The following is a 21,213-nucleotide window of genomic DNA, read 5'->3' on the forward strand; positions in this document are numbered from 1 at the left end:
CGCAGAGCGCGGGAACGATCAGGCGGCGGTCAAGCTACAGCGGGCGCCTCAGCCTTCAACTCCAGATTATCCAGTACCCGATTCACCGCCAGCTCACCCAGCATGATCAACTGCGCAATCCCCAACAACACATGCCGATGCGACCCATCCGCCAACCCGGCAAAGTCATTGGCCATGACCTTAGCCGAAGTCAGGGTTTCGCAGGCGTCGGCCAGCAGCTCTTCGCTGTCGATGCCGGGGGCGATGAGGTAGCGGGTATTGGGTTTGAGTAGCGGTTTTCGGGAGAGGAGGGGATTGAGATAGTGATCGAGGGCGCGCTCGGCGGCTTCGTGGAATTTCTTGGAATCGAGGGTTTCGTAGGGGGAAGTCGGGTCGGCTTCAGGAGGGTTTGGCGTTGGTTTGATCATGGCGAATCTCCGTGATTGGATTTAGCCGCCACGACTCATCGCTAAACAAGTAAAGGTGGCGGCTGTACGCAGGTTAGCGATCCGGGTCACAGAAACCCCGGGTAGACCCGAAGGTCTCCCACGCACAGCCACCATTACGCCAAGTGCAGAGAAGAGACTGCAATCGGGATTGGGTGTTGTTGCGTCTGTCTGGAGCCGGATCGCTAAACCCGATCGCTGTTTTTCAGCGACCGCCAAACAATAGAACCCACCCCCAAGGCGCACAAGCCGGCGGATTCTGGCGGATGCGTAGGCAAAGGCGCAAGGTGGCGTGGCTTTGCGGACATAACCTTAAACACTCTTCAACAAGGTTTTGCTAAGGCGCGAAGACGACAAACCCTCGCTCCCGGATTACCGGAGGCGCGGGCTTGGAGGGAACTATGCACTCCCTTTTCTCTTTTCCTCGCTCAATACCGTCTCAGACACCATGGCCAATAACGAGCATTCACGTCAGTGGTACATACATGTCCGCCACCTCCATGTACATAATATCCGACGGTGCCTGCGGGGCACGCCGTGGTATCGCACATCCACGTAACCCATCCTGCTGACAGTGGCCAGTTATACCCATAAACCACGTAGAAGGAGGGCCAGGTAAGTGTCAAGGGAATCGAACCTGGAACACTATTCATCCAGTTCACGGCTTCATAATGCGTCATAGGTGCAGCATAAATATCCAATCTGTAAATATTGATTGAGTCCACATAGATCGCATGGGTGGTGAATTTGTCCTGAACATAAATGTAGGCAGCCCCGCAGCGAAGGCCGATTACAACGCCATTGGCGTCAACGGAAACAACAGAGGGATTGCTTGAACTGAAGGTACGCTGGCCCACACCATATTGCGGGATTAGTTGTAGCCAGTTACGCGGCCATCTGGCACCAGTTTCCGGCCAACCGGTATAGACCCGATATCCGTCTAGAAGTCGGCGCGTCGTATCGATTTGCAGAGGTCGGCGAAGGATAACATTGCGTGTCGGGGAGGAAAGGTTGTTGCCATATTTCGCTCGGGCAACAATCGGGTTGTAGGCGTCATAGTTGCTCACCGTCACTGAAGCACCGGGAGCGTTGCCAGCGCTATCGGTAGTGACGACTTTCTGCGGTGAACCGTTGACCAGGATTTCAATTTGCTCATTGACGCTACCACGACAGTGAATGGTCAGGGCCGTGGATATCGTTTCGGTGTTCTGAGGAACTTCCCCTTGAGGGGCTTGTACTGCTGTGATGACCGGTTGCAGTTCGACCAGCGATTCGACCTTGTACCTTTGCATCGGAAACAGCAGGGGCTTTTGACCCAGACCGAGAATGACCGAGAAAAAAATGTCCAGGTCGGTTTCGTCTTTCAGATCACAAAACCAGACGAGTATCAATGCCGTTATCGAGCCCTGTTCGGTTCCGGTCACCTCTCCGTTGAGCGCTTGATAGCTCATTTTCGTGCCGTTTTTATGGGTGCCTTCAAACCTTAGAAACCTGGCTTGTCCCGGTGCCTGTCCCGGCCAAGGTGCCACTCGCAGCAAGTTGGCTGCCGTCAGTTTCTTCACCTCTACAATCCCTTGTACTCCGTCGATCGTCGGAGTGGGAAAGTCTTTGCTGTAGTCCGGGATGGGGGCCACCGAGATTTCCGTGGTTTGCGATGAAGCGACCCGTTCCCCTTTGAACCGTAGGTTCCAGTGCATCTCGAATGTCGTGCCGTGGTTTCTGATCAGGAAGTTACGATCCAGTTTCCAGGTGGCACGTTTGTCTTTGTCGAAGGGCTTGATTCCGAGATCTGGCGAGTTTGCTGGTGCATCTGTTTGTACCAGTCTCGCCCGATGTTCTGCCGTTGCGCCGGGGAATTCGGCTTCCACAGTAGCCTCGGCTCCGAGTGGATTCAGCGGCTGGGATTCCAACAGTTTTGGCGGCGTGAGAGCGGCGTCTTTGTAAAGACCAATTTTCAATTCACTCAGATCGGAAACAACCGTCGGCTTGCCCGGGTTGGTAATTGAGCATTGCAGTAACAGTTTGGAGTCGGGGAACTGGGCAAAGTATTTTGGCGCTACGTCAAAGACGATCTCACGTGTCGGATATTTGATCGTTTGCCGGAATACAAACAGTGTCGGGACACCTTCCTTATCCTCGGTCTGCCAGCTGAGCTCGGCTCTTGCGCCTTCTACAAGAGGCCAATAATCGGCACAGCGTACTTTCACCAAAGCAGCGTCCACGGGAATGACGTCTTCTTTCTGCGGTGTCGCGGTCGGTTCACCCAAAGGCTGGGCGACGCCAGAAACAGTGGCAAAGGCTGGCTTCGAATGTTGGGTGACGCCCCCCTTTATCAATTCGTAGCCGGCCTCGAAGTTGCCACCGATCAAGTTCTTAACTCGGTAGTTTTCCATCTCGAAAACTTCGGTCCTGCTGGTACGTTCGACTTTCCGACTATAGGTATGGCTGACGGCTTCGCCTGTCTTTGTAAAACCCTTGATTGATAAATTGATGATGTTACCGATTGCAAATATCCCGGTGACAAGAATCGTCAGGAAACTACCGTTCAGTTGATCGTGATGGACTACGTCTTTTTCATCGGCCAATTCAATGATTGGAGCCGGCACCAGTTTCTCTAAAGGCTTGAAGATAATGCTGAGCGCACCCGACCACCCGCTGAAGTTGTGAACCCGGTCGCGCACCATCCAGCGTGCGTGTAGCTTGTCGGTCGCAGGGATGGTTGCGAGTTCTTCAGGGGGTACGTCAATGTCGGTAGTGCCACCGGGTGTGGTGATGACAATCTCCCAGCGCAAGGGACCGAGCGTGACGGTCACAAGGTCACCTTTGTTTGAGTTGTAATACTTGGGCGCGGTCAGCGTCAGCCCTTCTTCAACCACCGTCTTGTCGATTATTGTTTCTGAACATTCAACCAGCCCCAGGCCCTGATTGTGTGGTTCGGCGTGGTCCGTGTCCTGTTCGCCCGGTTCGGGGTTCAGAAAACAGAGATCGGCTTTGGGCGACTCCTCTTCATTGCCACTCAGTCTGAAAATGTGAAACCAGCATTTTTCGTTCTTGGGTTCGAGAGGGGGGAAGTTGGAATACATATTATCAATCGGGATGTAGAACGCGATGGGTTTCGCGTTTCCTTTGTCATCGAAATGCTCGTCTTTGACATCGATAGTTGTGACAATTTCATTCCCAATATGAAACTTACCGCTGTCGCCACTGGCCATGTTCAGATAGGGCAGCATGTAAGCCAACAGGCCTCTGTAATCACTTTTCACCATGCTTATATTGATACCTTGTGCGCCATCATTCTGAAGCTTGTGGCCGATGACCAAGGGGGGATCTATTGCATTAACACGTATGCCGCCGGTATCAGGTGGAAATACAACCTCCTGCACGGGGGAATCAGGATCGGGCGTATTGACGGGACTGTTCATGAGTGCGCACCTTCGCAAGGGGGGGCCCGAATGTTTGAATGCCGGCACCGTTGACGAAGGATTAGAGCGCTGACACGTTTAACTGCCTACTGTCAGATCTGACAGGGGAATGAGGGTTTTCGACGAGCGGTTGTTCGGGTATGGCGCCTCAGAACTTGCGCAACGTCTTCTGCCGCAAGATATAAACCGTCACCAACACCGCACTCGTCAACATGAACCCCCGCGCCCACGGCAGCGGCACCAGGTAGCACGAGAACAGAATGCTCGCCCACATCAGCCCGATCGCGTAGACCTTGCCCTTGAGCGGAATGCCGTTGCCGTCGAGGTAGTCGCGGATCCATGGCCCGAGCCGGGGATGCTCGACCAGCCATTGATAGAAACGCGGAGAGCTGCGGGCGAAGCAGGCGGCTGCCAGCAGCAGGAAGGGGGTAGTGGGGAGAACTGGCAGGAAAATCCCGATCACCCCCAATGCCACGCTCAGCCAGCCGATGGCCAGCAGGATGTAGCGCAACATCAGAGGGCGGTTGCCTATGGGGTTGTCCATAGGCCGGCTCTTAGTGGTGACGTGGCTTGAGGATCGCCGGCTTTTCGTCGGGCGCCTGGCACAGCAGGTACAGCGCGGTCAGGGCTTCCGGGATCTGCACGATCATGTCGTCCATCAGGTTGGCATCCTTGGCGATGTCTTCGAACTCAGGCTGTTCGTCGAACAGGCCCGAACCGACCATGATCGGCAGGAGCATTTCGCTGACTTCTTCTTCGGCGGTTTCGAACCAGGCCGCTTCGCGCAGGAACACGCCTTCCATGAAGCCGATGCACCAGCCGCGCAGTTCGGAATCGTCCGGGTCGTCGCCCAGGTCCAGTTCGCATGGCAGCTCGAATTCTTCATCGGAGGCCAGTTGGCGGGCGATGTGGGCTTTCAGGCCGATCAGCGTGGCTTCGATCTCTTCGCGCTGGGCTTCGCTGCTGTAATGCGGCTCTTCGGCGAACAGGGCGTCGATCCATTCACGATCCGGAACCACGTCGGCGCAGATCGACAGCGCCGTCAGGTAACCGTGAGCGGCCACGTAGTCCAGCGCCTCTTCATGCAGCTCGTCGGCGTCGAGGAAGACTTGCAGGCGGGTTAGTTGCTCGGCGAAGGACATTAAAGGGCTACCTTGGGGGAATAAACAATGCGGGAATTCTAGGCCTTCTTGAGCCCTCAAGCCAGCCGCACGGCAGATTTGCCTGCACAAGCTTCTTATCGGCGGTGCCCTTTGCCGGGGAGGGCTCGGGTATACTGCCGCGCTTTGCGATCCCTGCCGGTGTCGCGGCTGATTTTGTGGGCGCGATGCAATGCGCGCTTACGTTTTGTTTAAAGCAGCCTCGGCTGTCTTGAACCAGCCTGTGCAGGGATGTTTCGGTGGATTTTTGGAGTTTCTATGCTCGAACAGGCTCAACGCGTCCTCAAGGACATCTTCGGCTACGACAGTTTCCGTGGCCGTCAGGGTGCAATCATTGAGCGCGTGGCCAGTGGCGGTGATGCCCTTGTCCTGATGCCGACCGGCGGCGGCAAGTCCCTGTGCTTCCAGGTGCCGGCGCTGCTGCGCGATGGCCTGGCGGTGGTGGTGTCGCCGCTGATCGCGCTGATGGACGATCAGGTCGCCACCCTCGAAGAGCTGGGCGTGGCAGCCGCCGCGTTGAACTCCACATTAAGCGCTGAACAACAGCGCGACCTCGCCAACCGGATCAAGCGCGGCGAAGTGAAAATGCTCTATCTGGCGCCGGAGCGTCTGGTGCAGCCGCGCATGCTGTCGTTCCTGCAAGGCTTGAACATCGCGCTGTTCGCCATCGACGAAGCGCACTGCGTATCGCAATGGGGCCATGACTTCCGCCCGGAATACCTGCAACTGGGGCAGTTGGCGGAAATGTTCCCCGACGTGCCGCGCATCGCCCTGACCGCCACCGCCGACAAGCGCACCCGCGAAGAAATCGTCACTCGCCTGCATTTGCAGAATGCCGAGCGTTTCCTGTCGAGCTTCGACCGGCCGAACATCTTCTACCGCATCGTGCCCAAGGAGCAGCCGCGCAAGCAGTTGCTGGCGTTCCTCGCCGAGCGGCGCAGCGATGCCGGCATCGTTTACTGCCTGTCGCGCAAGAAGGTGGAAGAGGTGGCCGCGTTTCTCACCGAGCAGGGCTTCCCGGCGCTGCCGTATCACGCCGGTCTGCCCAACGATCTGCGCGCCTATCACCAGAAGCGCTTCCTCAACGAGGAAGGCCTGATCATGGTCGCCACCGTGGCGTTCGGCATGGGCATCGACAAACCCAACGTGCGCTTCGTCGCTCACCTCGACCTGCCGAAATCCCTTGAGGCGTATTACCAGGAAACCGGACGCGGCGGTCGTGACGGTCTGCCGGCGGACGCGTGGATGGCCTACGGTCTGCAAGACGTGGTGATGCTCAAGCAGATGCTGCAGAACTCCGAAGGCGACGAGCGCCACAAGCGTCTGGAGCAGCACAAGCTCGACGCGATGCTCTCGCTCTGCGAAGAAACCCGCTGCCGCCGTCAGGCGCTGCTGGCGTACTTCGACGAAGACATGCCCGAGCCTTGCGGGCACTGCGACAACTGCACCGACGGCGTGCAGACCTGGGACGCCACCGAGCCTGCGCGCCAGGCGCTGTCGGCGATCTATCGCACCGGCCAGCGTTATGGCGTCGGCCATCTGGTGGACGTGCTGCTGGGCAAGGACAATGAAAAGGTTCGCAGCTTCGGCCATCAGCACCTGTCGGTGTACGGCGTCGGCAAGGCGCTGAGCGAGAGCGAATGGCGCTCGCTGTTCCGTCAGTTGGTTGCCCGCGGTCTGGCCGATGTCGATCACGAAGGTTATGGCGGGCTGCGCCTGAGCGACACTTGCCGGCCGCTGCTCAAGGGCGAAGTGAGCCTGGAGCTGCGCCGCGACCTCAAGCCGCAAGTCAGCGCCAAGAGCGGCAGCAAGAGCCCGGCCAGTCAACTGGTGCGCGGCGAAGAGCGCGAACAGTGGGAAGCATTGCGTGCCCTGCGGCGCAAACTGGCGGAAGAACACGGCGTGCCGCCGTATGTCATCTTCCCCGACTCGACCCTGCTGGAAATGCTCCGCAGCCAGCCGACCTCGCTGGCGGACATGGCCCGGGTCAGCGGCGTCGGCGCGCGCAAGCTGGAGCGTTACGGCGAGGCCTTCCTCGAAGTGCTCGGCGGCGAGGCCGAGGCGCCGAAAGTGGTGGCCGACGTGCGTCACGAACTGATCACCCTGGCCCGCGCCGGTATGACGCCGTTGCAGATATCCGGCCAATTGCAGTGCTCGGAAAAGAACGTCTACACCATGCTCGCCGAAGCCATCGGCAAGCAGCAGCTGTCGCTGGAACAGGCGCTGGATTTGCCGGAAGACCTGATGGGGGAAGTCCAGGATGCGTTCCTCGACGGCGAAGGCGAGTTGCCGTCGGTCGCCGAAGTGGCCGAGCTGTTTGCCGGTCGCGTACCGGAAGGCGTGCTTTATTGCGTGCGGGCTGCGCTGCAATCTGAATTCGAGATGTAACTCGACCCTTTCCCCTCACCCCAGCCCTCTCCCCCAGGAGAGGGGGCCGACCGAGTTGTCTTGCGCTATACGTCGACCTGAAATACCGGGTCGATTGTGGATTCAACATAGAGCATTCAGGTCGGCGTATTTCCTGAATATTCCCCAATCGGTTCCCTCTCCCTCCGGGAGAGGGTTAGGGTGAGGGGCTTTTCAGATGTAACGATTCAGTACAAGTCCCCTCTTGCCTATAGGCAAATGTCATGCTTAGCTGACTAATAATTAGTTTTTCTCTATTTGTTCAGTCTAATCATGAGTGTTTTATGCCGTTAACCGATCAACACCGTTTTGGCATGCAATTGGCCCAGATGTCTCGTGGCTGGCGTGCCGAACTGGATCGCCGGCTGGCCGGTCTGGGCTTGTCCCAGGCACGATGGCTGGTGCTGCTGCATCTGGCGCGTTTCGAAGAGGCGCCGACCCAGCGGGAGCTGGCGCAAAGCGTCGGCGTCGAAGGGCCGACCCTGGCCCGTCTGCTCGACAGCCTGGAAAGCCAGGGCCTGGTGCAACGCCAGTCCGTGATGGAAGACCGCCGGGCGAAAAAAATCGTGCTGTGCTCACCGGCGCTGCCGCTGATCGAACAGATCGAAACCATCGCTACACAACTGCGCAAGGAATTGTTTGAAGGCGTCGACGAGGCGGATCTGAAGGTCTGCATGCGGGTTCACGGGCACATTCTGGCCAATCTGGAAAAGTCTTGAGGCATAACCGCGTGCCGTTTTTTTGAGAGATCGCGCTGGGCGGACTATAAGAACTACTGGGCAATATCGTGTTCGTACCGGATGTGCGAACGCATAGAAGTCGGTTTTGCTTATTTAAGGGATGCTCATGCTCGGAAGTCGGCACGTGGTATTGCGTTGCGCCAACTCGCTGTTGGTGGCCGGTGTTCTCACCTGGTCCACCGCGTCATTGGCGCTGGGGCTCGGTGACATCACCGTGCATTCAGCCCTCAATCAGCCGCTCAAGGCTGACATCGCCCTGGTAGATGTCGGGGGCGTCAGCGAAAGCGAACTGGCGGTTCGTCTGGCCTCGGCGGACGAGTTTGGCCGCGCCGGCATCGAGCGCGTGTTCTTTCTCAATGACCTCAAGTTCACCCCGATCCTGCGTGGCAATCGCAACATGATCCGGGTGACGTCCAGCAAACCGGTCAACGAACCCTTTCTGAATTTCCTGGTGCAGCTCGATCAGCCCAATGGCCACCTGCTGCGCGAATACACCGTGCTGATCGACCCGCCGGGCTCGCCGGGGATTGTCCCGGCCACCGATGAGCCAACTGCGCGTGCGCAATCGTCGGAATTCCCGACCCCCGAGACTCCGTCTGCAACCACGCCGGCCAAACCTGCTGCGCCTGTTCAGCCACCGACACCGGTCGCCGACGCGCAGGCCGAGCAACTGGCGGCGAGCCTTGTGCAGAATCAGCAACTGCAAAAAACCATCGATGAATTGAACGTGAAGCTTCAGGCCCAGGAAGTGCTGATCGCTGACGGCAAGAAACAGCTCGGTGATTTGCAGGCCCGACTGATTGAAGTGCAACAAGCGCCGCCGGCACCTGTCGCACCCGTGGCACCTGCGCCTGCGCCGGTCATTGCCTCGGTCGAGTCTCAGGAGGATTCACTCAACTGGCCGCTGCTCGGCGGACTGCTGCTGGTACTGGGATTGCTGGTGGCAGGGCTGTATGTGCGTCGGCACCGCCAGCAAGCGCAAGTGGCTGAGGCGCCGACACCGTTCCTGCCGGTACGAAACGACCCCCCGGTCGACGACGCCGAACCGATGCAGCCGAGTTCCGTTCACAGTGCGGTCGAACATCGTGAGGAACACGCCAATGGCGATGTGCTGGAAGCGGTCGGCATTTATCTGGCCTACGGACGCATGGGCGAGGCTGCCGGTTTGTTGCGTGATGCGTTGCAGCGGGAACCGGAGCGCATCGACCTTGGCGTGCAGTTGCTTGAAGTGCTGGGGCGGCAGGGTGACACGCCGGCCTATGACGAGCAGGAAAGCCGTCTGCGCCAGCTCGGGGTCGAGGATCAGCGCTTGCAGGAGATTCGCGCCCGCTACCCGAAACTGGTCAGCGCGGCACCTCTGGTTGCGGCGGCCCCGGTGATCGCCGCGCTGCCGATCGAACCCACCACGCCTGAGGAGCCGTTAGCCGAAGACAATTTCGAACTGAACCTGGATCAGCTCTCGATGGCTTCCAGTTGGGATCTTGAGGAAACTCGCCCGACTGCTGCCGCACCTGAACAGGCGCCATCAACGCTGGGTTCCGATCTGCAGGTACTGCCACAGGATTTCGAGTTGCCGGAAACCCTGCCCGACGACGCCGAAACCGCCGAGCTCGAATGGATCGTCGAACCGGAAACGCAGCCGCTGGACGAGGACTTTCTCAACGAGTTTGGCGATCCCGGCACGACGCTCTCACTGGAGCCACTGGAGCTGCATGCCCCGGAGCTGGACCCCGAACCCTCGGACACCGCCAACGCCGGCAAACTCGAACAGGCCCAGACCTGCATCGACGACGGCGATATCGACAGCGCCATTGCCTTGCTCAACGAACTGCTCAAGGAAGCCGACGAACCCCTCAGGCAAACGGCGCGCACGTTGTTGGCGGGGATTCGCTGACCGTTGTCAGAAGGTCTGGCCGAGGTTCAGGTACACCGCCTGTTCATCCGCATCGTTCAGTCCATAGCTGAAGTTCAGCGGCCCCAGCGGCGTATCGAAGCCGATGAACACACTGGCGGCGTTGATATAGCCGCTGTCAAATACATTGTCGTTGTTCCAGGCCCGGCCGCGTTCCAGCGAGGCGCCGGCGTACAGCGGGAAGTCCAGCGGCAGGTACGAACGCGGGGTGAGGCGGCGGTAATACACCGCACGCATCAGACTGACGTTCTGCCCGGAGATCGCGTCTTCGCGGAAACCGGACAATTGCCGGGCGCCGCCGAGCAGGAAACTGGAGGTCACCACGTTGGCATCGTCCAGCGTGCGACCATAACGACCGCCGAGAATCAGCGTATCCGGGCCACTGCTCATGGCCTTGTCCAGTTTGAACTCCCACTGCCGGTAGCGCGTGTCGGAGCCCAGGCTCGGTTCGAACTGCACCAGCGTCAGGCCGATGTCTTCGCCTTCGTGGGGGTAGTAGACGTTGTCCAGCGAGTCGAAGGAATACTTCAGTGCATAGAACCCTTCGTTGAAGTTTTCGCTTGGCAGGTCCTGATCGCCGATCCGCACATCAGCCTTGCCCCAGGCCTCGCCAACCCCGAAGCGCACTTCGCCGCTGTTGCCGATCTGCCGGCCAAAGTTGAGGCCGAAGCCGTAGCGCTCGACGCGATACTGGGCGATCGGATCGTTGTCCAGAACCGAGTCGACGTTCTGTGCGGCAAACGAAGCATAAGGCGCCAGGAAGTAGCGAGAGCCGACGTCCAGCGGCTGATAGAACTCGCTGTACAGCTCTTGTTTATCGCCGATCTGCGCCCGGGTCAGCCATTCCGCACCCAGTCGGTTGATGCCGTTCACGCGGTAACTGGCACCGAGGTTGAAGGCGCTGTCGCCACGCATGTCGTCTGACAGGCTGAGGCCGACCCGCAGATAATCGGTGCCGGTGCGTTTGCCGCGCGCGCTGATCACCAGCGTGTGATCCGCGCCTTTGTGCACCACGCGGTATTGCACCTGCTCGAAGTAATCGAGGCCGTACAGGGTGCCCATGTCGGTTTGCAGGCGACCCAGATCCAGCGGTTCGCCGATGTGCTGGCGGATGTAGTAGCGGATCACGTCATCGCCGACTTTCGAGTCGTTCTCGACCTTGATCGCGGTGATGATAGGCGTGCGCTGGCCCGGCGCGCGGGCGGCGTTGAGTTCGGCGTCTTGCGACTGCAGGGGTTTGAGGCGTGCGAGGCGCACGTTCAGGGCCTGGGTCGCGCGGTAGCCGGCGTCGATCATTTCCTGGCCGCGACCGAAGTCGGTGGCGCCGAAACTGGCCAGCGGCGGCTGGATCAGCACGTCATCGGGATGCAGGGTCGCCAGTTGCTCTTCGGAGTTGCGCCGGGTCATCAGGGTGATCGACTGGTTCAGCACATCGACCACGGTCAGCAGTTGCTTGCGGTTGCGCAGCGGGGTGCCGATGTCGACCACGATGGCCACGTCGACGCCCATTTCACGGGCCACATCGAGGGGGATGTTGTCGGTCATGCCGCCATCCACCAGCAATCGGCCGTCGAGTTCGACCGGGGCGAACACCGCCGGGATCGACATGCTGGCGCGGATCACTTGCGGTAGGTGGCCCTTGCGGAACACCACTTTTTCGCCGTTGGCGATGTCGGTGGTCACGGCGCGGAACGGGATCGGCAGCTTGTCGAAATCCCGGGTGTCGCTGGTGTGGGCCAGCAGGCTTTCCAGCAGCAGCGCGAGGTTCTGGCCCTGGATCACGCCCAAGGGCAGGCCGAGGCTGCCGTCGTCGCGAAAGCTCAGCTTCTGTTTCACCAGAAAATCGCGGTCGTCCTGCTTGCGCCGGAACGGTACGTCTTTGCGGGGCGGGGCGTCGGACAATGCCTGCTGCCAGTCGATGGTCAGGGCGAGTTTTTCCAGTTCGTCAATCTTGTAGCCCGAGGCGTACAGCCCGCCGACCACCGCGCCCATGCTGGTGCCAGCAATCGCATCGATCTTGATGCCTTGTTCTTCCAGAGCCTTGAGCACACCGATGTGCGCCAGCCCTCGAGCCGCACCACCGGACAAAACGAGGCCGACTTTGGGGCGCGTTGCCTCACTGGCATGAACGAACAGCGGTAGGAAACCAAGCAGCAGGCAGATCAGAAGGCGACGCATCGTGAGTCTCGGGGCGAGCGGTAAAGCCGGCTATTATAGCGGCGCCCTCTGGCTCAGGAGTTTCAGCAATCATGACCGTCACAAAACCGGAAATCGTCATCACCTATTGCACGCAATGCCAGTGGATGTTGCGCGCCGCATGGCTGGCGCAAGAGCTGCTCAGCACCTTCGGCGACGACCTCGGCAAAGTGTCACTGGTGCCGGGCACCGGCGGGATATTCCACATCACCTGCAACGACGTGCAGATCTGGGAACGCAAGGCCGACGGCGGTTTCCCGGAGGCCAAGGTGCTCAAGCAGCGGGTGCGCGACCAGATCGACCCTGACCGCGACCTCGGCCACAACGACCGTACTCAGTGAGAGGCTGCCTCGGCCGCGACGGTTTTCTTGTCGTTGCTGCCTGACATCCGGCTCGACACCACGATCGCAACAATGATCAGCGCGCCGCCGATCAACATGCGCAGGGTCGGATCTTCATCGAACAGCAGCCAGGCCACGGTAATCCCGTACACCGGCTCCATGGCGAACACCACCGCGGCGGTGCGCGCCTTGATTACCGCGAGGCTGGCAACGAACAAACTGTGGGCGACGCCGGTGCAGAACACCCCGAGCAGACCGATCCACAACCAGTCGATGGCGCGCACTTCGCTCAGTTGCGGCGCCGCCACCGGCAGCAGGCACAGTGCCACCACCACGTTCTGACACAACGCCGCCTGCACCGCCGGGATACGCCCGGAGCTGGCGCGGTTGGTCAGGGACAACAGGGAAAACAGCAGGCCGGACAGGATCGCCCAGAGCAGGCCGGTGGTCGCGCCGCTGGCCAGATCGAACGCCGGGGTCACCAGCACCAGCCCGACACTGACCAGCACCACCAGCACGATTTCGTTGGCGCGGATGCGTTCGCGAAAGATCAGCCCTTCGAGGATCACCGTGAAGGCCGGGAAACTGGCGAAACCCAGGGTCGCAATGGCGACACCCGCAACCTTGACCGCAATGAAGAAACTCACCCAGTGCCCGGCCAGCAGCACGCCGCTCAGGGCCAGTCGCCGCCAGTCCACGGCCTGCAGTTTCTGCCAGCCGCCCTGTTGGGCGAAGCGGGCGAAAAACGCCAGGGCCAGCACGGCAAACGCGGCGCGTCCGAACACGATGACGGCGGGCGTTGCGGCCGCGAGTTTGCCGAAAACACCGGTCAGGCCGAACATCAGTGCGCCGATATGCAAGGCGCCGAGGGCGGTACGGGGAGTCATTGCAGTCCTTTTTCCAAACACCATTACAGGCACACATTGAAACGTGTAACGGCCGAAAAGTCTGTCGGCAGGCTATCGACTTTTGTCGTCAGCCTCGCGTCGCAATTGTGTAGGAGAGGTGCCGAACTCACGCAGGACGGCGGCCGAGAACGCACTTTGCGAGTTGTAGCCGACACGGCTGGCCACTTCACCGACAGGCAGCGTGGTGTTGCGCAACAGCGCTACAGCTTTGTGCAGACGGCGACTGCGAATGTAGTCCATCGGTGTCTGCCCGCATTCGGCGACGAACCGCGCATGCAGCCGGGCGCTGGACAATCCGGCGACACGCGCCAGATCCGCGACTTGCAGCGGATAGGCCGCGTACTGCTCGATGTGCGCGTCGAGTGCCGCGTAGGGCAGGCGGCGCGCGACGATTTCGGCGGGTGGCACGTGGTTCAGGCTCGCCAGCAGCAACACCGCGCCCTGTTGCGCAATCAGCGGATCGTCAACCGGACTGTTCGCCAGCCAGCTGACCAATTGACCTTGCCCGGCATCCAGCGACAACCGCGCGGCGTTATCCAGCAGACGGCGGCTGGCATCGGCGTGATTACCCAACGAGCGCGTCAGCCATTGCTCGTCGGGCACATCCAGCACCAGACAGCGGCTGCCCTTGGGACTGCCGCACGCGTGATGCGCGCCGGCGGGGATCACCACGAAGCTCTGCTGCAATACCTGGCTGCCACGCCCTTCGACTTCGAAATCCAGCGCGCCGGACAGGCCGAACACCAGTTGCGCGTGGTCGTGGCTGTGGGCGATCAGGTCGTGGCTGTAATGGCGCAGGGTCAGGATCGGTTGCATGGCGGTCTCCGGGCGAGCCGCCAGTCTACACCGGCGCAGGGGCGACGCGTTTGTCACACGACTGACGCATACCTGTCATGGTCGATTAACCGGGCGCGCGCAGAGTGGCGAAAACATCGCAGAGGGTTGCCCATGACCAGCGCCGAGCTCGCCAGACCCAGCCGTAAACAACGGGTTCGCACCCTGTGGATCTCCGACGTGCACCTGGGCACGCGGGATTGCCAGGCCGAGCATCTGTCGCAATTTCTCAAGGGCTATCACGCCGACAAGATCTACCTGGTCGGCGACATCATCGACGGCTGGAAACTGCGCGGCGGCATGTACTGGCCGCAGGCGCACACCAACGTGATCCGCCGTTTGCTGACCATGAGCAAGCGCGGCACCGAGGTGATCTACGTCACCGGTAACCATGACGAATTCCTGCGCCGCTATTCAAAACTGATTCTGGGCAATATCCAGCTGGTCGACGAGGCGGTGCACGTCACCGCCGATGGCCGGCATCTGCTGGTGATTCACGGTGACCAGTTCGACGTGATCACCCGCTATCACCGCTGGCTCGCGTTCCTTGGCGATTCAGCCTACGAGTTCACCCTGACCCTCAACCGCTGGCTCAATCACTGGCGGGCGAAATACGGTTATGGCTACTGGTCGCTGTCGGCCTATCTCAAGCACAAGGTGAAGACGGCGGTCAGCTTCATCAGCGACTTCGAAGAAGCCATCGCCCATGAATGCGTGAAGCGCGAGTTGCACGGTGTGGTCTGCGGGCACATCCACCACGCCGAGATCCGCAAGGTCGGCGAGGTGGATTACCTCAACTGCGGCGACTGGGTGGAGTCATGCACGGCGCTGATCGAGCACTGGGACGGCACGATCGAGCTGTATCGCCTGGCCGATGCGCAGGCGCGGGAAGCGGAATTGAAAGCGGCGAAGGTGGCCGAGCTGGCCTGAGTTTTCAAGTCAACTCAGGCCGGGCTGTGCTCTTCCATCGCCGCTTTGTAGATCGAGTTCTTCGGCTGGGCGAACAGCCTTTCCATCATCGGCTCGAAGAAGCTCAGCGGCAGGGTGTCGTACTCGGGGTCGAACGCTGCCGCGTCATATTTGGCGCAGAACTCCGCGGTCGCCAGAAACTGCGGGTGGTCGCTGAATTGCTCGCGCAGGTGCCGATCCATGCCCAGGTGATGGAAGAAGTAGTAGCCCTGGAAGATCCCGTGCTTTTCCACCATCCACAGGTTCTCGGCGCTGACGAACGGCTTGAGGATGGCGGCGGCGATGTCCGGGTGATTGTAGGAACCGAGGGTGTCGCCGATGTCGTGGAGCAGGGCGCAGACCACGTATTCCTCGTCGCGGCCGTCGCGAAAGGCGCGGGTGGCGGTTTGCAGCGAGTGGGTCAGGCGATCCACCGGGAAACCGCCGAAATCGCCTTCGAGCAGTTTCAGGTGGGCCATGATCCGGCCCGGCAACTGACGGGCGTAGGCGCTGAAATCCGCCGCAATGATCGCCCAGTCGTCCTGTGTGCCGTCCTTCATGTGGGTGAAACGGGCAGTGGCATTCATCGGCAGTCCTCTTGTCGGAATTTCTAGAACGGCACGCGGCCCAGGATCATGTCGCGGTACATGACGAAGTCGCCGAGCAGGCTGTAGAACGGGTGCTGGAAGGTGGCCGGGCGGTTTTTCTCGAAAAAGAAATGACCGACCCAGGCAAAGCTGTAGCCCGCCAGCGGCAACGCAAGTAAAAGCAGCCAGGCGCCCTTGGCGATGGTCAGGGCGAGAATGAAGATCACCAGCGTCGTGCCGATGAAATGCAGGCGACGGCAGGTGCTGTTGCCGTGCTCGCTGAGGTAATACGGATAGAACTCGGCGAAGCTGTTGAAATGCTTGATGGTTTCCACGACTGCGATCTCTGTGGTTATTGTTCTGATTGCAAGTTGTTCGGCGGGTAGCTTATTTGAGTCTAGAGTGATCAATGGCGTCGGCCAGTGACAATCGGCGCCACTTTACTATCCTTGGGAAATCGGCCGTAGTATGCGGCTCACCATGTCATCCAAGAAAAAACGCCATGAGCGAACGAACGACTTCTGCAAGCTGGGCGATGGGGATTGTCAAAGCACTGGAAATGGACGGCCTGGATTGCCGGGTTTTGTTCAGACAGCTGGGGCTCGACTACGCGGCGCTGGAGGACCCGGACGCACGCTTCCCGCAGGATTCCATGACCCGACTCTGGCAACGGGCGGTCGAGCTGTCCGGCAATCCGGCGATCGGCCTGAATATGGGCAAGGTGGTGCGGCCGGCTTCGTTTCATGTAGCGGGCTATGCGCTGATGTCCAGCAATACGCTGGCGGAAGGTTTTCAGCGACTGGTGCGTTATCAGCGGATCATCGCCGAAAGTGCCGACCTGAGTTTTCGCCTGCTCGACGAAGGTTATGCGCTGATTCTGACGGTACACGGCGATCATCTGCCGCCGACCCGGCAAAGTGCCGAAGCCTCGCTGGCCTGCGCGCTCGCGTTGTGCGGCTGGCTGACCGGACGCACGCTGCACCCGCGCAAAGTGCTGGTGCAGGGCGACCAGCCGGATGATCTTGAACCCTATAAACGAGCCTTTCATGCACCGCTGGTGTTCAACGCGCCGTATGACGCGCTGATCTTCGAGCGGGCCGACATGGAAGCGCCACTGCCCACCGCCAACGAGGCGATGGCGCTGCTGCATGACCGGTTTGCCGGGGAATATCTGGCGCGGTTTTCCGAAAGCCGCGTGACCCACAAGGCGCGCCAGGTGCTGTGCCGCCTGCTGCCGCAGGGCGAACCGAAGCGCGACACGGTTGCGCAGACCCTTCACTTGTCCCAGCGCACCTTGCAACGACGCTTGCAGGAGGAGGGCACCAGTTTTCAGCAGTTGCTCGACGACACTCGCCGCGAACTCGCCGAGCAATATCTGGCCCAGCCGAGCATGACCTTGCTGGAGATTGCCTATCTGCTGGGCTTTGCCGACCCGAGCAATTTCTTCCGCGCCTTCCGCCGCTGGTTCGACACCACGCCCGGCGATTACCGGGCGCGGTTGCTGGAAGCGCCGAAGGCGATCAGTGACGCCAGAACGCCGGAATACACAGTACAAACACCGTAATGATCTCCAGTCGGCCGAGCAGCATGCCGAACGACAGAATCCATTTGGCCGCATCCGGCAGGCTGGCGAAGTTGCCGGCCGGGCCGATGGTCTCGCCCAGGCCCGGGCCGACGCCGGAGACGGTGCTGGCGGCACCGGTCAACGCCGTCATCCAGTCCACGCCCAACAGCGACAGCAGCAGGGCGATCACGCAAATGGTGATCGCGAAGAAGAACGAGAACGTCAGAATCGACCGGACGATCTCTTCGTCGAGGCGATGACCGTTGTACTTCTGCTTGATCACCGCGCGAGGGTGAATCAGCTGGTTAAGGTTGGCCTTGAGCAGGATGTAGGCGACCTGGAAACGGAAGATCTTGATCCCGCCCGCCGTCGAGCCGGAGCAGCCGCCGACGAAGCCCAGATAGAAGAACAGCATCAGCGAGAAGTTGCCCCAAAGGCTGTAGTCCCCCAGTGCAAATCCCGTCGTCGTTACTACTGATGTCACGTTCAGCGCCACATGACGCAACGCGTCCAGCCAATGCAGGTTGGTGGTCCACCAGTACCAGGTGCCGAGCACCAGCCAGGTCACCAGCAACATGCCGAGCAAACCCTGAACCTGTTGATCCTTGATCAGCGCCCGGCGGTTGCCGCGCAGTGTCGCCACGTACAGGGTGAACGGCAGGCTGCCGAGAATCATCACCACCACCGCGACCCAGTGCACCGCCGGTTGCGTCCACTTGGCCAGGGACTGGTCGGAGGTCGAGAACCCGCCGGTGGAAATCGCCGACATCGCGTGGTTGATCGCATCGAACGGGCTCATCCCGGCCCACCAGAACGCCAGGCTGCCGAGAATCGTGATGCCGACGTAGGCCGCCACGATCAGCCGCGCCACCATGTGCGAGCGGGGCATGACCTTTTCCGAGCGGTCCGAGGATTCGGTCTGGAACAGGCGCATGCCACCGATGCGCAGCAGCGGCAGGATCGCCACCGCCATGCCGATAAAGCCGATACCGCCGATCCAGTGCAGCAGCGAGCGCCACATCAGGATGCCGGGGGACATGTCGTCCAGATGGTTGAGCACGGTCGAGCCGGTGGCCGTGATGCCGGACATGCTTTCGAAGAACGAGTCGGTGTAACTGATGTGCTGGGTCAGCAAAAACGGCAGTGCGGCGAAAATGCACACCACCAGCCAGCTGCTGACGGTCAGCAGGTACATGTCCCGGGGGCGCAGGTGGATGTGCTCCGGACGACCGGGAATCACCAGCGCGAGGCCGGCGACGAAGGTGATCATGCTCGCCCAGAGGAACGACGGCAGATCGCCGGTGCGCTCGAAAATCACCAGGGTGGCCATGGGCACGACCATGGCGATGGCCAGGGTGATCAGGAAGATGCCGATGATGAAACCAATGATCCGTAAGGTCGGCAACGCCATGAAGTCCGCTCGGGCTGATGTGGGAAGGGCGCCATTCTACCTGCGGTGCAAGGCATGTAAACCGACGCGTCTGGATCACTTGCAGCTAGAATAGCCGGACATTTTTTTCAGGAGGTGGCCGATGCAGGCTCTCGACGCTTTGCTCAACCGTGTTTCCGTTCCACGACTGATCGATCCGGCCCCCACCGCCGAACAGCGCGAAGTGCTGTTCGCCGCCGCGACCCGCGCACCGGATCACGGCCATTTGCAGCCGTATCGCTTCCTGACCGTCGAAGGCACGGCGCGTGAGCAGATGGGCGAGTTGCTGGCCGAAGCTGCAAAAATGCAGGAAGGCGAAGTCACCGAAGCGATGATCGACAAGGCCCGCAACGGCCCGCTGCGGGCGCCGCTGGTGGTCGTGGTCATCGCCAAATTGCAGGATCACGTCAAATACCCGAAGGCCGAGCAGTTGCTGGCGGCGGGCTGTGCGGCGCACGGGATTCTGCTGGCCGCTTACGCGCAGGGGATTGGCGCGGTGTGGCGCACGGGTGATCTGGCTTATTCGAAACATGTCGCCAAGGGTTTGGGCCTGACGGATGACGAAGAGGTGATTGCCTTCCTTTACCTCGGCACGCCGCAGAAAGAACCGCGGGTGGCCGAGAAGGTTGATCTGGCGGAGTTTGTCAGTGCCTGGCCGGGTAAGGCTTAAAGGGCTTTAAAAGCTTTAAAAGCTTTAAAAGCGCCCTCACCCTAACCCTCTCCCGGGGGGAGAGGGGACTGATTGGGGGATGCTTCAGAGGTTCACCGACCTGAAAGAACTAGGCCGAATCCGGAATTGACGCGGTTCAGGTGCTTCGGCCGAATCCGGAATTGACGCGGTTCAGGGGCTTTGGCAGATCCATAATCGACTCGATTTTTCAGGTTGATGTATGACGCAAGACACCTCGGTCGGCTCCCTCTCCCTCCGGGAGAGGGCTGGGCGGGCGGCGTTCCGATGAGGGGGCTTTTCAGGGTTGCACCACAATCCCAGGCTCCAGCGGTAACTCAAGACTGGCCACAAACCCGCCCTGCGGGTGATTGGCCAGCACCAGTGTCCCGCCATGCCGCTCCGCCGCCCGCCGGGCAATCGCCAGCCCCAGGCCATGACCCGCAGCGGTCTGCCCCGGCGCACGGTAAAACGGTTCGCCCAACTGGCTTAGATGCTCGGCCTGCACCCCCGGCCCATGGTCACGCACGCTGACCACGATCCGTTCGCCCTGACGTGAGGCCCGCATTTCAATCGACTGCCCCACCGGGTTGAAGCGCTGGGCATTGCGCAGCAGGTTGTCCACGGCGCGCTCGATCATGGTCGGCCAGCCTGTCAGATTGAGTGCCGGCTCGGCCTCCAGACGCACGGTCTGCTCTGGCGAGCCAAGTTGCGCGTCCTTTTGCAGGGTGGCGAGCAAGGCATTCAGATCCACGTCTTCGGCGCTGGCGTTGTCGGCATCGACCCGCGCCAGCACCAGAATTTCACTGATCAGCGCTTCCAGGCGATCACATTCGCGGGTCAGGCGCGGCCAGAGTTTTTCCCGTTCTTCCGGGCTGGCCCGTTCGGCCAGTGCCAGGGCGATGCGCAGGCGTGCGAGCGGCGAGCGCAATTCGTGGGACACGTCGCGCAGCAACTGACGCTGACTGCCGATCAGACTTTGCAGGCGTGCGCCCATACGGTTGAAGTCGTTGGCCAGCACGCCGAATTCATCGCGGCGGTTGGCCAGTTGCGCCAGGCTGTTCTGTTGATAGGTGGTCTGGCCGAGGTCATGCACTGCACCGCGCAGGCGACTGAGCGGGCGAGTGATGGAAAACGTCACCAGCAGGCTGAACAGGGTCAGCACCACCAACGCAATGCCCAGCGCACTCAACGGCCAGAGCAGGCTTTCGCGGTGCCAGGCGTCGAGTTCGGGGTGCGGGATGCGGTAGATGAAGAGGTAGGTGTCGCCGCTTTTGTCGCTGGTGAATTCGTCGGTCAGACGGCGCCATGGCAGGCGACGGTCATCGTTGTTCTGCCGCGCCTCGAAGGCGGCCGCGCGCCGGGGGAAGGTGCCGCGCACCACCGGGTCGCCGGTTTCGTTCAGCACTTGCACGTCGATGTGGTACTGGCGCTTGCGCTGTTCGAGGATGTCCTGGGCGGCGTTTTCGCCCTGGGCTTCGTAAGTCTGCGTCCATTCGGCGGCCAGAGTGTTGAGGCCCGGATGGCGGCTGAGGATCCACGCGTCCTGGTTGAGCATGTGCCCCAGCAGAATGGAAAGCCCTGCAACCAGAGCGATGGCCAGCCAGAAGCTGGCGAGGATACGCCAGAACAATGAACGCACAGAAAATCCTCACACAAAGAAAACCCAACGGC

General features: G+C 60.7%; 18 protein-coding genes. 7 read left to right on the forward strand and 11 right to left on the reverse strand.

Going from position 1 to position 21,213, the window contains the following annotated elements:
- Positions 1-29 precede the first annotated feature (29 nt).
- From C1X29_RS10925 to C1X29_RS10940, 4 genes are all read right to left on the reverse strand, one after another.
- The gene (locus C1X29_RS10925; RefSeq protein WP_102717446.1) at positions 30-407 is read right to left on the reverse strand and encodes a DUF6124 family protein; all 378 of its coding nucleotides are present in this window, start codon (positions 405-407) and stop codon (positions 30-32) included.
- A 446-nt stretch (positions 408-853) separates the two neighbouring features.
- The gene (locus C1X29_RS10930) at positions 854-3,847 is read right to left on the reverse strand and encodes a hypothetical protein (RefSeq protein ID WP_102717447.1); all 2,994 of its coding nucleotides are present in this window, start codon (positions 3,845-3,847) and stop codon (positions 854-856) included.
- Positions 3,848-3,995: 148 nt separating this feature from the next.
- Positions 3,996-4,391 (reverse strand): YbaN family protein, encoded by a 396-nt coding sequence (locus C1X29_RS10935; protein WP_085747160.1) that lies wholly within the window; start codon positions 4,389-4,391, stop codon positions 3,996-3,998.
- Between the two features lie 10 nt (positions 4,392-4,401).
- A complete protein-coding gene (locus tag C1X29_RS10940) occupies positions 4,402-4,989 on the reverse strand; it encodes a YecA family protein (RefSeq protein WP_007958400.1) in 588 nt (195 codons plus the stop codon).
- Positions 4,990-5,265: 276 nt separating this feature from the next.
- Here C1X29_RS10940 and recQ point away from each other — a divergent pair, with 276 nt between their 5' ends.
- From recQ to C1X29_RS10955, 3 genes are all read left to right on the forward strand, one after another.
- Complete coding sequence (recQ, locus tag C1X29_RS10945) at positions 5,266-7,395, forward strand: DNA helicase RecQ (RefSeq protein WP_007958398.1); 2,130 nt, start codon at positions 5,266-5,268, stop codon at positions 7,393-7,395.
- Between the two features lie 302 nt (positions 7,396-7,697).
- The gene (locus C1X29_RS10950) at positions 7,698-8,132 is read left to right on the forward strand and encodes a MarR family transcriptional regulator (protein ID WP_007958397.1); all 435 of its coding nucleotides are present in this window, start codon (positions 7,698-7,700) and stop codon (positions 8,130-8,132) included.
- A gap of 127 nt (positions 8,133-8,259) precedes the next feature.
- Positions 8,260-10,047, forward strand: a complete 1,788-nt coding sequence (locus C1X29_RS10955; RefSeq protein ID WP_102717448.1) for a FimV/HubP family polar landmark protein — start codon at positions 8,260-8,262, stop codon at positions 10,045-10,047.
- Between the two features lie 6 nt (positions 10,048-10,053).
- Here the strand turns inward: C1X29_RS10955 and C1X29_RS10960 are convergent, their stop codons facing one another.
- Positions 10,054-12,243: a patatin-like phospholipase family protein gene (locus C1X29_RS10960; protein ID WP_085747157.1), complete on the reverse strand. Its 2,190-nt coding sequence runs from the start codon at positions 12,241-12,243 to the stop codon at positions 10,054-10,056.
- A 71-nt stretch (positions 12,244-12,314) separates the two neighbouring features.
- On the opposite strand from C1X29_RS10960, the gene C1X29_RS10965 reads away from it, so the two are divergent.
- On the forward strand, positions 12,315-12,602 hold the full coding sequence (locus tag C1X29_RS10965; protein ID WP_085747156.1) for a SelT/SelW/SelH family protein: 288 nt from the start codon (positions 12,315-12,317) through the stop codon (positions 12,600-12,602).
- Here C1X29_RS10965 and C1X29_RS10970 read toward each other — a convergent pair.
- Positions 12,596-13,489 carry a DMT family transporter gene (locus C1X29_RS10970; protein ID WP_085747155.1) on the reverse strand — a complete coding sequence of 298 codons (894 nt, stop codon included), beginning with the start codon at positions 13,487-13,489 and terminating at the stop codon, positions 12,596-12,598. The two genes, C1X29_RS10965 and C1X29_RS10970, sit on opposite strands and share 7 nt — an antisense overlap.
- A 72-nt stretch (positions 13,490-13,561) precedes the next feature.
- Positions 13,562-14,326, reverse strand: a complete 765-nt coding sequence (locus tag C1X29_RS10975; RefSeq protein WP_085747154.1) for an AraC family transcriptional regulator — start codon at positions 14,324-14,326, stop codon at positions 13,562-13,564.
- A 132-nt stretch (positions 14,327-14,458) separates the two neighbouring features.
- On the opposite strand from C1X29_RS10975, the gene C1X29_RS10980 reads away from it, so the two are divergent.
- The gene (locus C1X29_RS10980; RefSeq protein ID WP_007958385.1) at positions 14,459-15,274 is read left to right on the forward strand and encodes a UDP-2,3-diacylglucosamine diphosphatase; all 816 of its coding nucleotides are present in this window, start codon (positions 14,459-14,461) and stop codon (positions 15,272-15,274) included.
- A gap of 14 nt (positions 15,275-15,288) precedes the next feature.
- On the opposite strand, the gene C1X29_RS10985 is transcribed toward C1X29_RS10980, so the two are convergent.
- Both C1X29_RS10985 and C1X29_RS10990 read right to left on the reverse strand, forming a co-directional pair.
- Entirely contained in the window at positions 15,289-15,879 is a 591-nt protein-coding gene (locus C1X29_RS10985) for an HD domain-containing protein (protein ID WP_085605701.1), read from the reverse strand.
- A 23-nt stretch (positions 15,880-15,902) separates the two neighbouring features.
- The gene (locus C1X29_RS10990) at positions 15,903-16,214 is read right to left on the reverse strand and encodes a DUF962 domain-containing protein (RefSeq protein WP_085747153.1); all 312 of its coding nucleotides are present in this window, start codon (positions 16,212-16,214) and stop codon (positions 15,903-15,905) included.
- 167 nt (positions 16,215-16,381) lie between these two features.
- Between C1X29_RS10990 and C1X29_RS10995 the strand changes: the two genes are divergently transcribed.
- Entirely contained in the window at positions 16,382-17,443 is a 1,062-nt protein-coding gene (locus C1X29_RS10995; RefSeq protein WP_207252641.1) for an AraC family transcriptional regulator, read from the forward strand.
- On the opposite strand, the gene C1X29_RS11000 is transcribed toward C1X29_RS10995, so the two are convergent.
- Entirely contained in the window at positions 17,400-18,854 is a 1,455-nt protein-coding gene (locus tag C1X29_RS11000) for a TrkH family potassium uptake protein (RefSeq protein ID WP_085699555.1), read from the reverse strand. The genes C1X29_RS10995 and C1X29_RS11000 overlap by 44 nt on opposite strands.
- A 121-nt stretch (positions 18,855-18,975) precedes the next feature.
- Between C1X29_RS11000 and C1X29_RS11005 the strand changes: the two genes are divergently transcribed.
- Positions 18,976-19,542, forward strand: a complete 567-nt coding sequence (locus tag C1X29_RS11005) for a nitroreductase family protein (RefSeq protein ID WP_102717449.1) — start codon at positions 18,976-18,978, stop codon at positions 19,540-19,542.
- Between the two features lie 298 nt (positions 19,543-19,840).
- On the opposite strand, the gene C1X29_RS11010 is transcribed toward C1X29_RS11005, so the two are convergent.
- Positions 19,841-21,181 (reverse strand): HAMP domain-containing sensor histidine kinase, encoded by a 1,341-nt coding sequence (locus tag C1X29_RS11010; RefSeq protein ID WP_102717450.1) that lies wholly within the window; start codon positions 21,179-21,181, stop codon positions 19,841-19,843.
- Between the last annotated feature and the right edge of the window lie 32 nt (positions 21,182-21,213).

It is taken from the genome of Pseudomonas sp. GW456-12-10-14-LB2 (assembly GCF_002884345.1).
GTDB classification, from domain to species: Bacteria; Pseudomonadota; Gammaproteobacteria; order Pseudomonadales; family Pseudomonadaceae; genus Aquipseudomonas; species Aquipseudomonas paraglycinae.

Coding starts and splice junctions, on each gene's coding strand:
- C1X29_RS10925 (WP_102717446.1), bottom strand. CDS start 407: ATGATCAAACCAACGCCAAACCCTCCTGAAGCCGACCCGACTTCCCCC.
- C1X29_RS10930 (WP_102717447.1), bottom strand. CDS start 3,847: ATGAACAGTCCCGTCAATACGCCCGATCCTGATTCCCCCGTGCAGGAG.
- C1X29_RS10935 (WP_085747160.1), bottom strand. CDS start 4,391: ATGGACAACCCCATAGGCAACCGCCCTCTGATGTTGCGCTACATCCTG.
- C1X29_RS10940 (WP_007958400.1), bottom strand. CDS start 4,989: ATGTCCTTCGCCGAGCAACTAACCCGCCTGCAAGTCTTCCTCGACGCC.
- recQ (WP_007958398.1), top strand. CDS start 5,266: ATGCTCGAACAGGCTCAACGCGTCCTCAAGGACATCTTCGGCTACGAC.
- C1X29_RS10950 (WP_007958397.1), top strand. CDS start 7,698: ATGCCGTTAACCGATCAACACCGTTTTGGCATGCAATTGGCCCAGATG.
- C1X29_RS10955 (WP_102717448.1), top strand. CDS start 8,260: ATGCTCGGAAGTCGGCACGTGGTATTGCGTTGCGCCAACTCGCTGTTG.
- C1X29_RS10960 (WP_085747157.1), bottom strand. CDS start 12,243: ATGCGTCGCCTTCTGATCTGCCTGCTGCTTGGTTTCCTACCGCTGTTC.
- C1X29_RS10965 (WP_085747156.1), top strand. CDS start 12,315: ATGACCGTCACAAAACCGGAAATCGTCATCACCTATTGCACGCAATGC.
- C1X29_RS10970 (WP_085747155.1), bottom strand. CDS start 13,489: ATGACTCCCCGTACCGCCCTCGGCGCCTTGCATATCGGCGCACTGATG.
- C1X29_RS10975 (WP_085747154.1), bottom strand. CDS start 14,326: ATGCAACCGATCCTGACCCTGCGCCATTACAGCCACGACCTGATCGCC.
- C1X29_RS10980 (WP_007958385.1), top strand. CDS start 14,459: ATGACCAGCGCCGAGCTCGCCAGACCCAGCCGTAAACAACGGGTTCGC.
- C1X29_RS10985 (WP_085605701.1), bottom strand. CDS start 15,879: ATGAATGCCACTGCCCGTTTCACCCACATGAAGGACGGCACACAGGAC.
- C1X29_RS10995 (WP_207252641.1), top strand. CDS start 16,382: ATGAGCGAACGAACGACTTCTGCAAGCTGGGCGATGGGGATTGTCAAA.
- C1X29_RS11000 (WP_085699555.1), bottom strand. CDS start 18,854: ATGGCGTTGCCGACCTTACGGATCATTGGTTTCATCATCGGCATCTTC.
- C1X29_RS11005 (WP_102717449.1), top strand. CDS start 18,976: ATGCAGGCTCTCGACGCTTTGCTCAACCGTGTTTCCGTTCCACGACTG.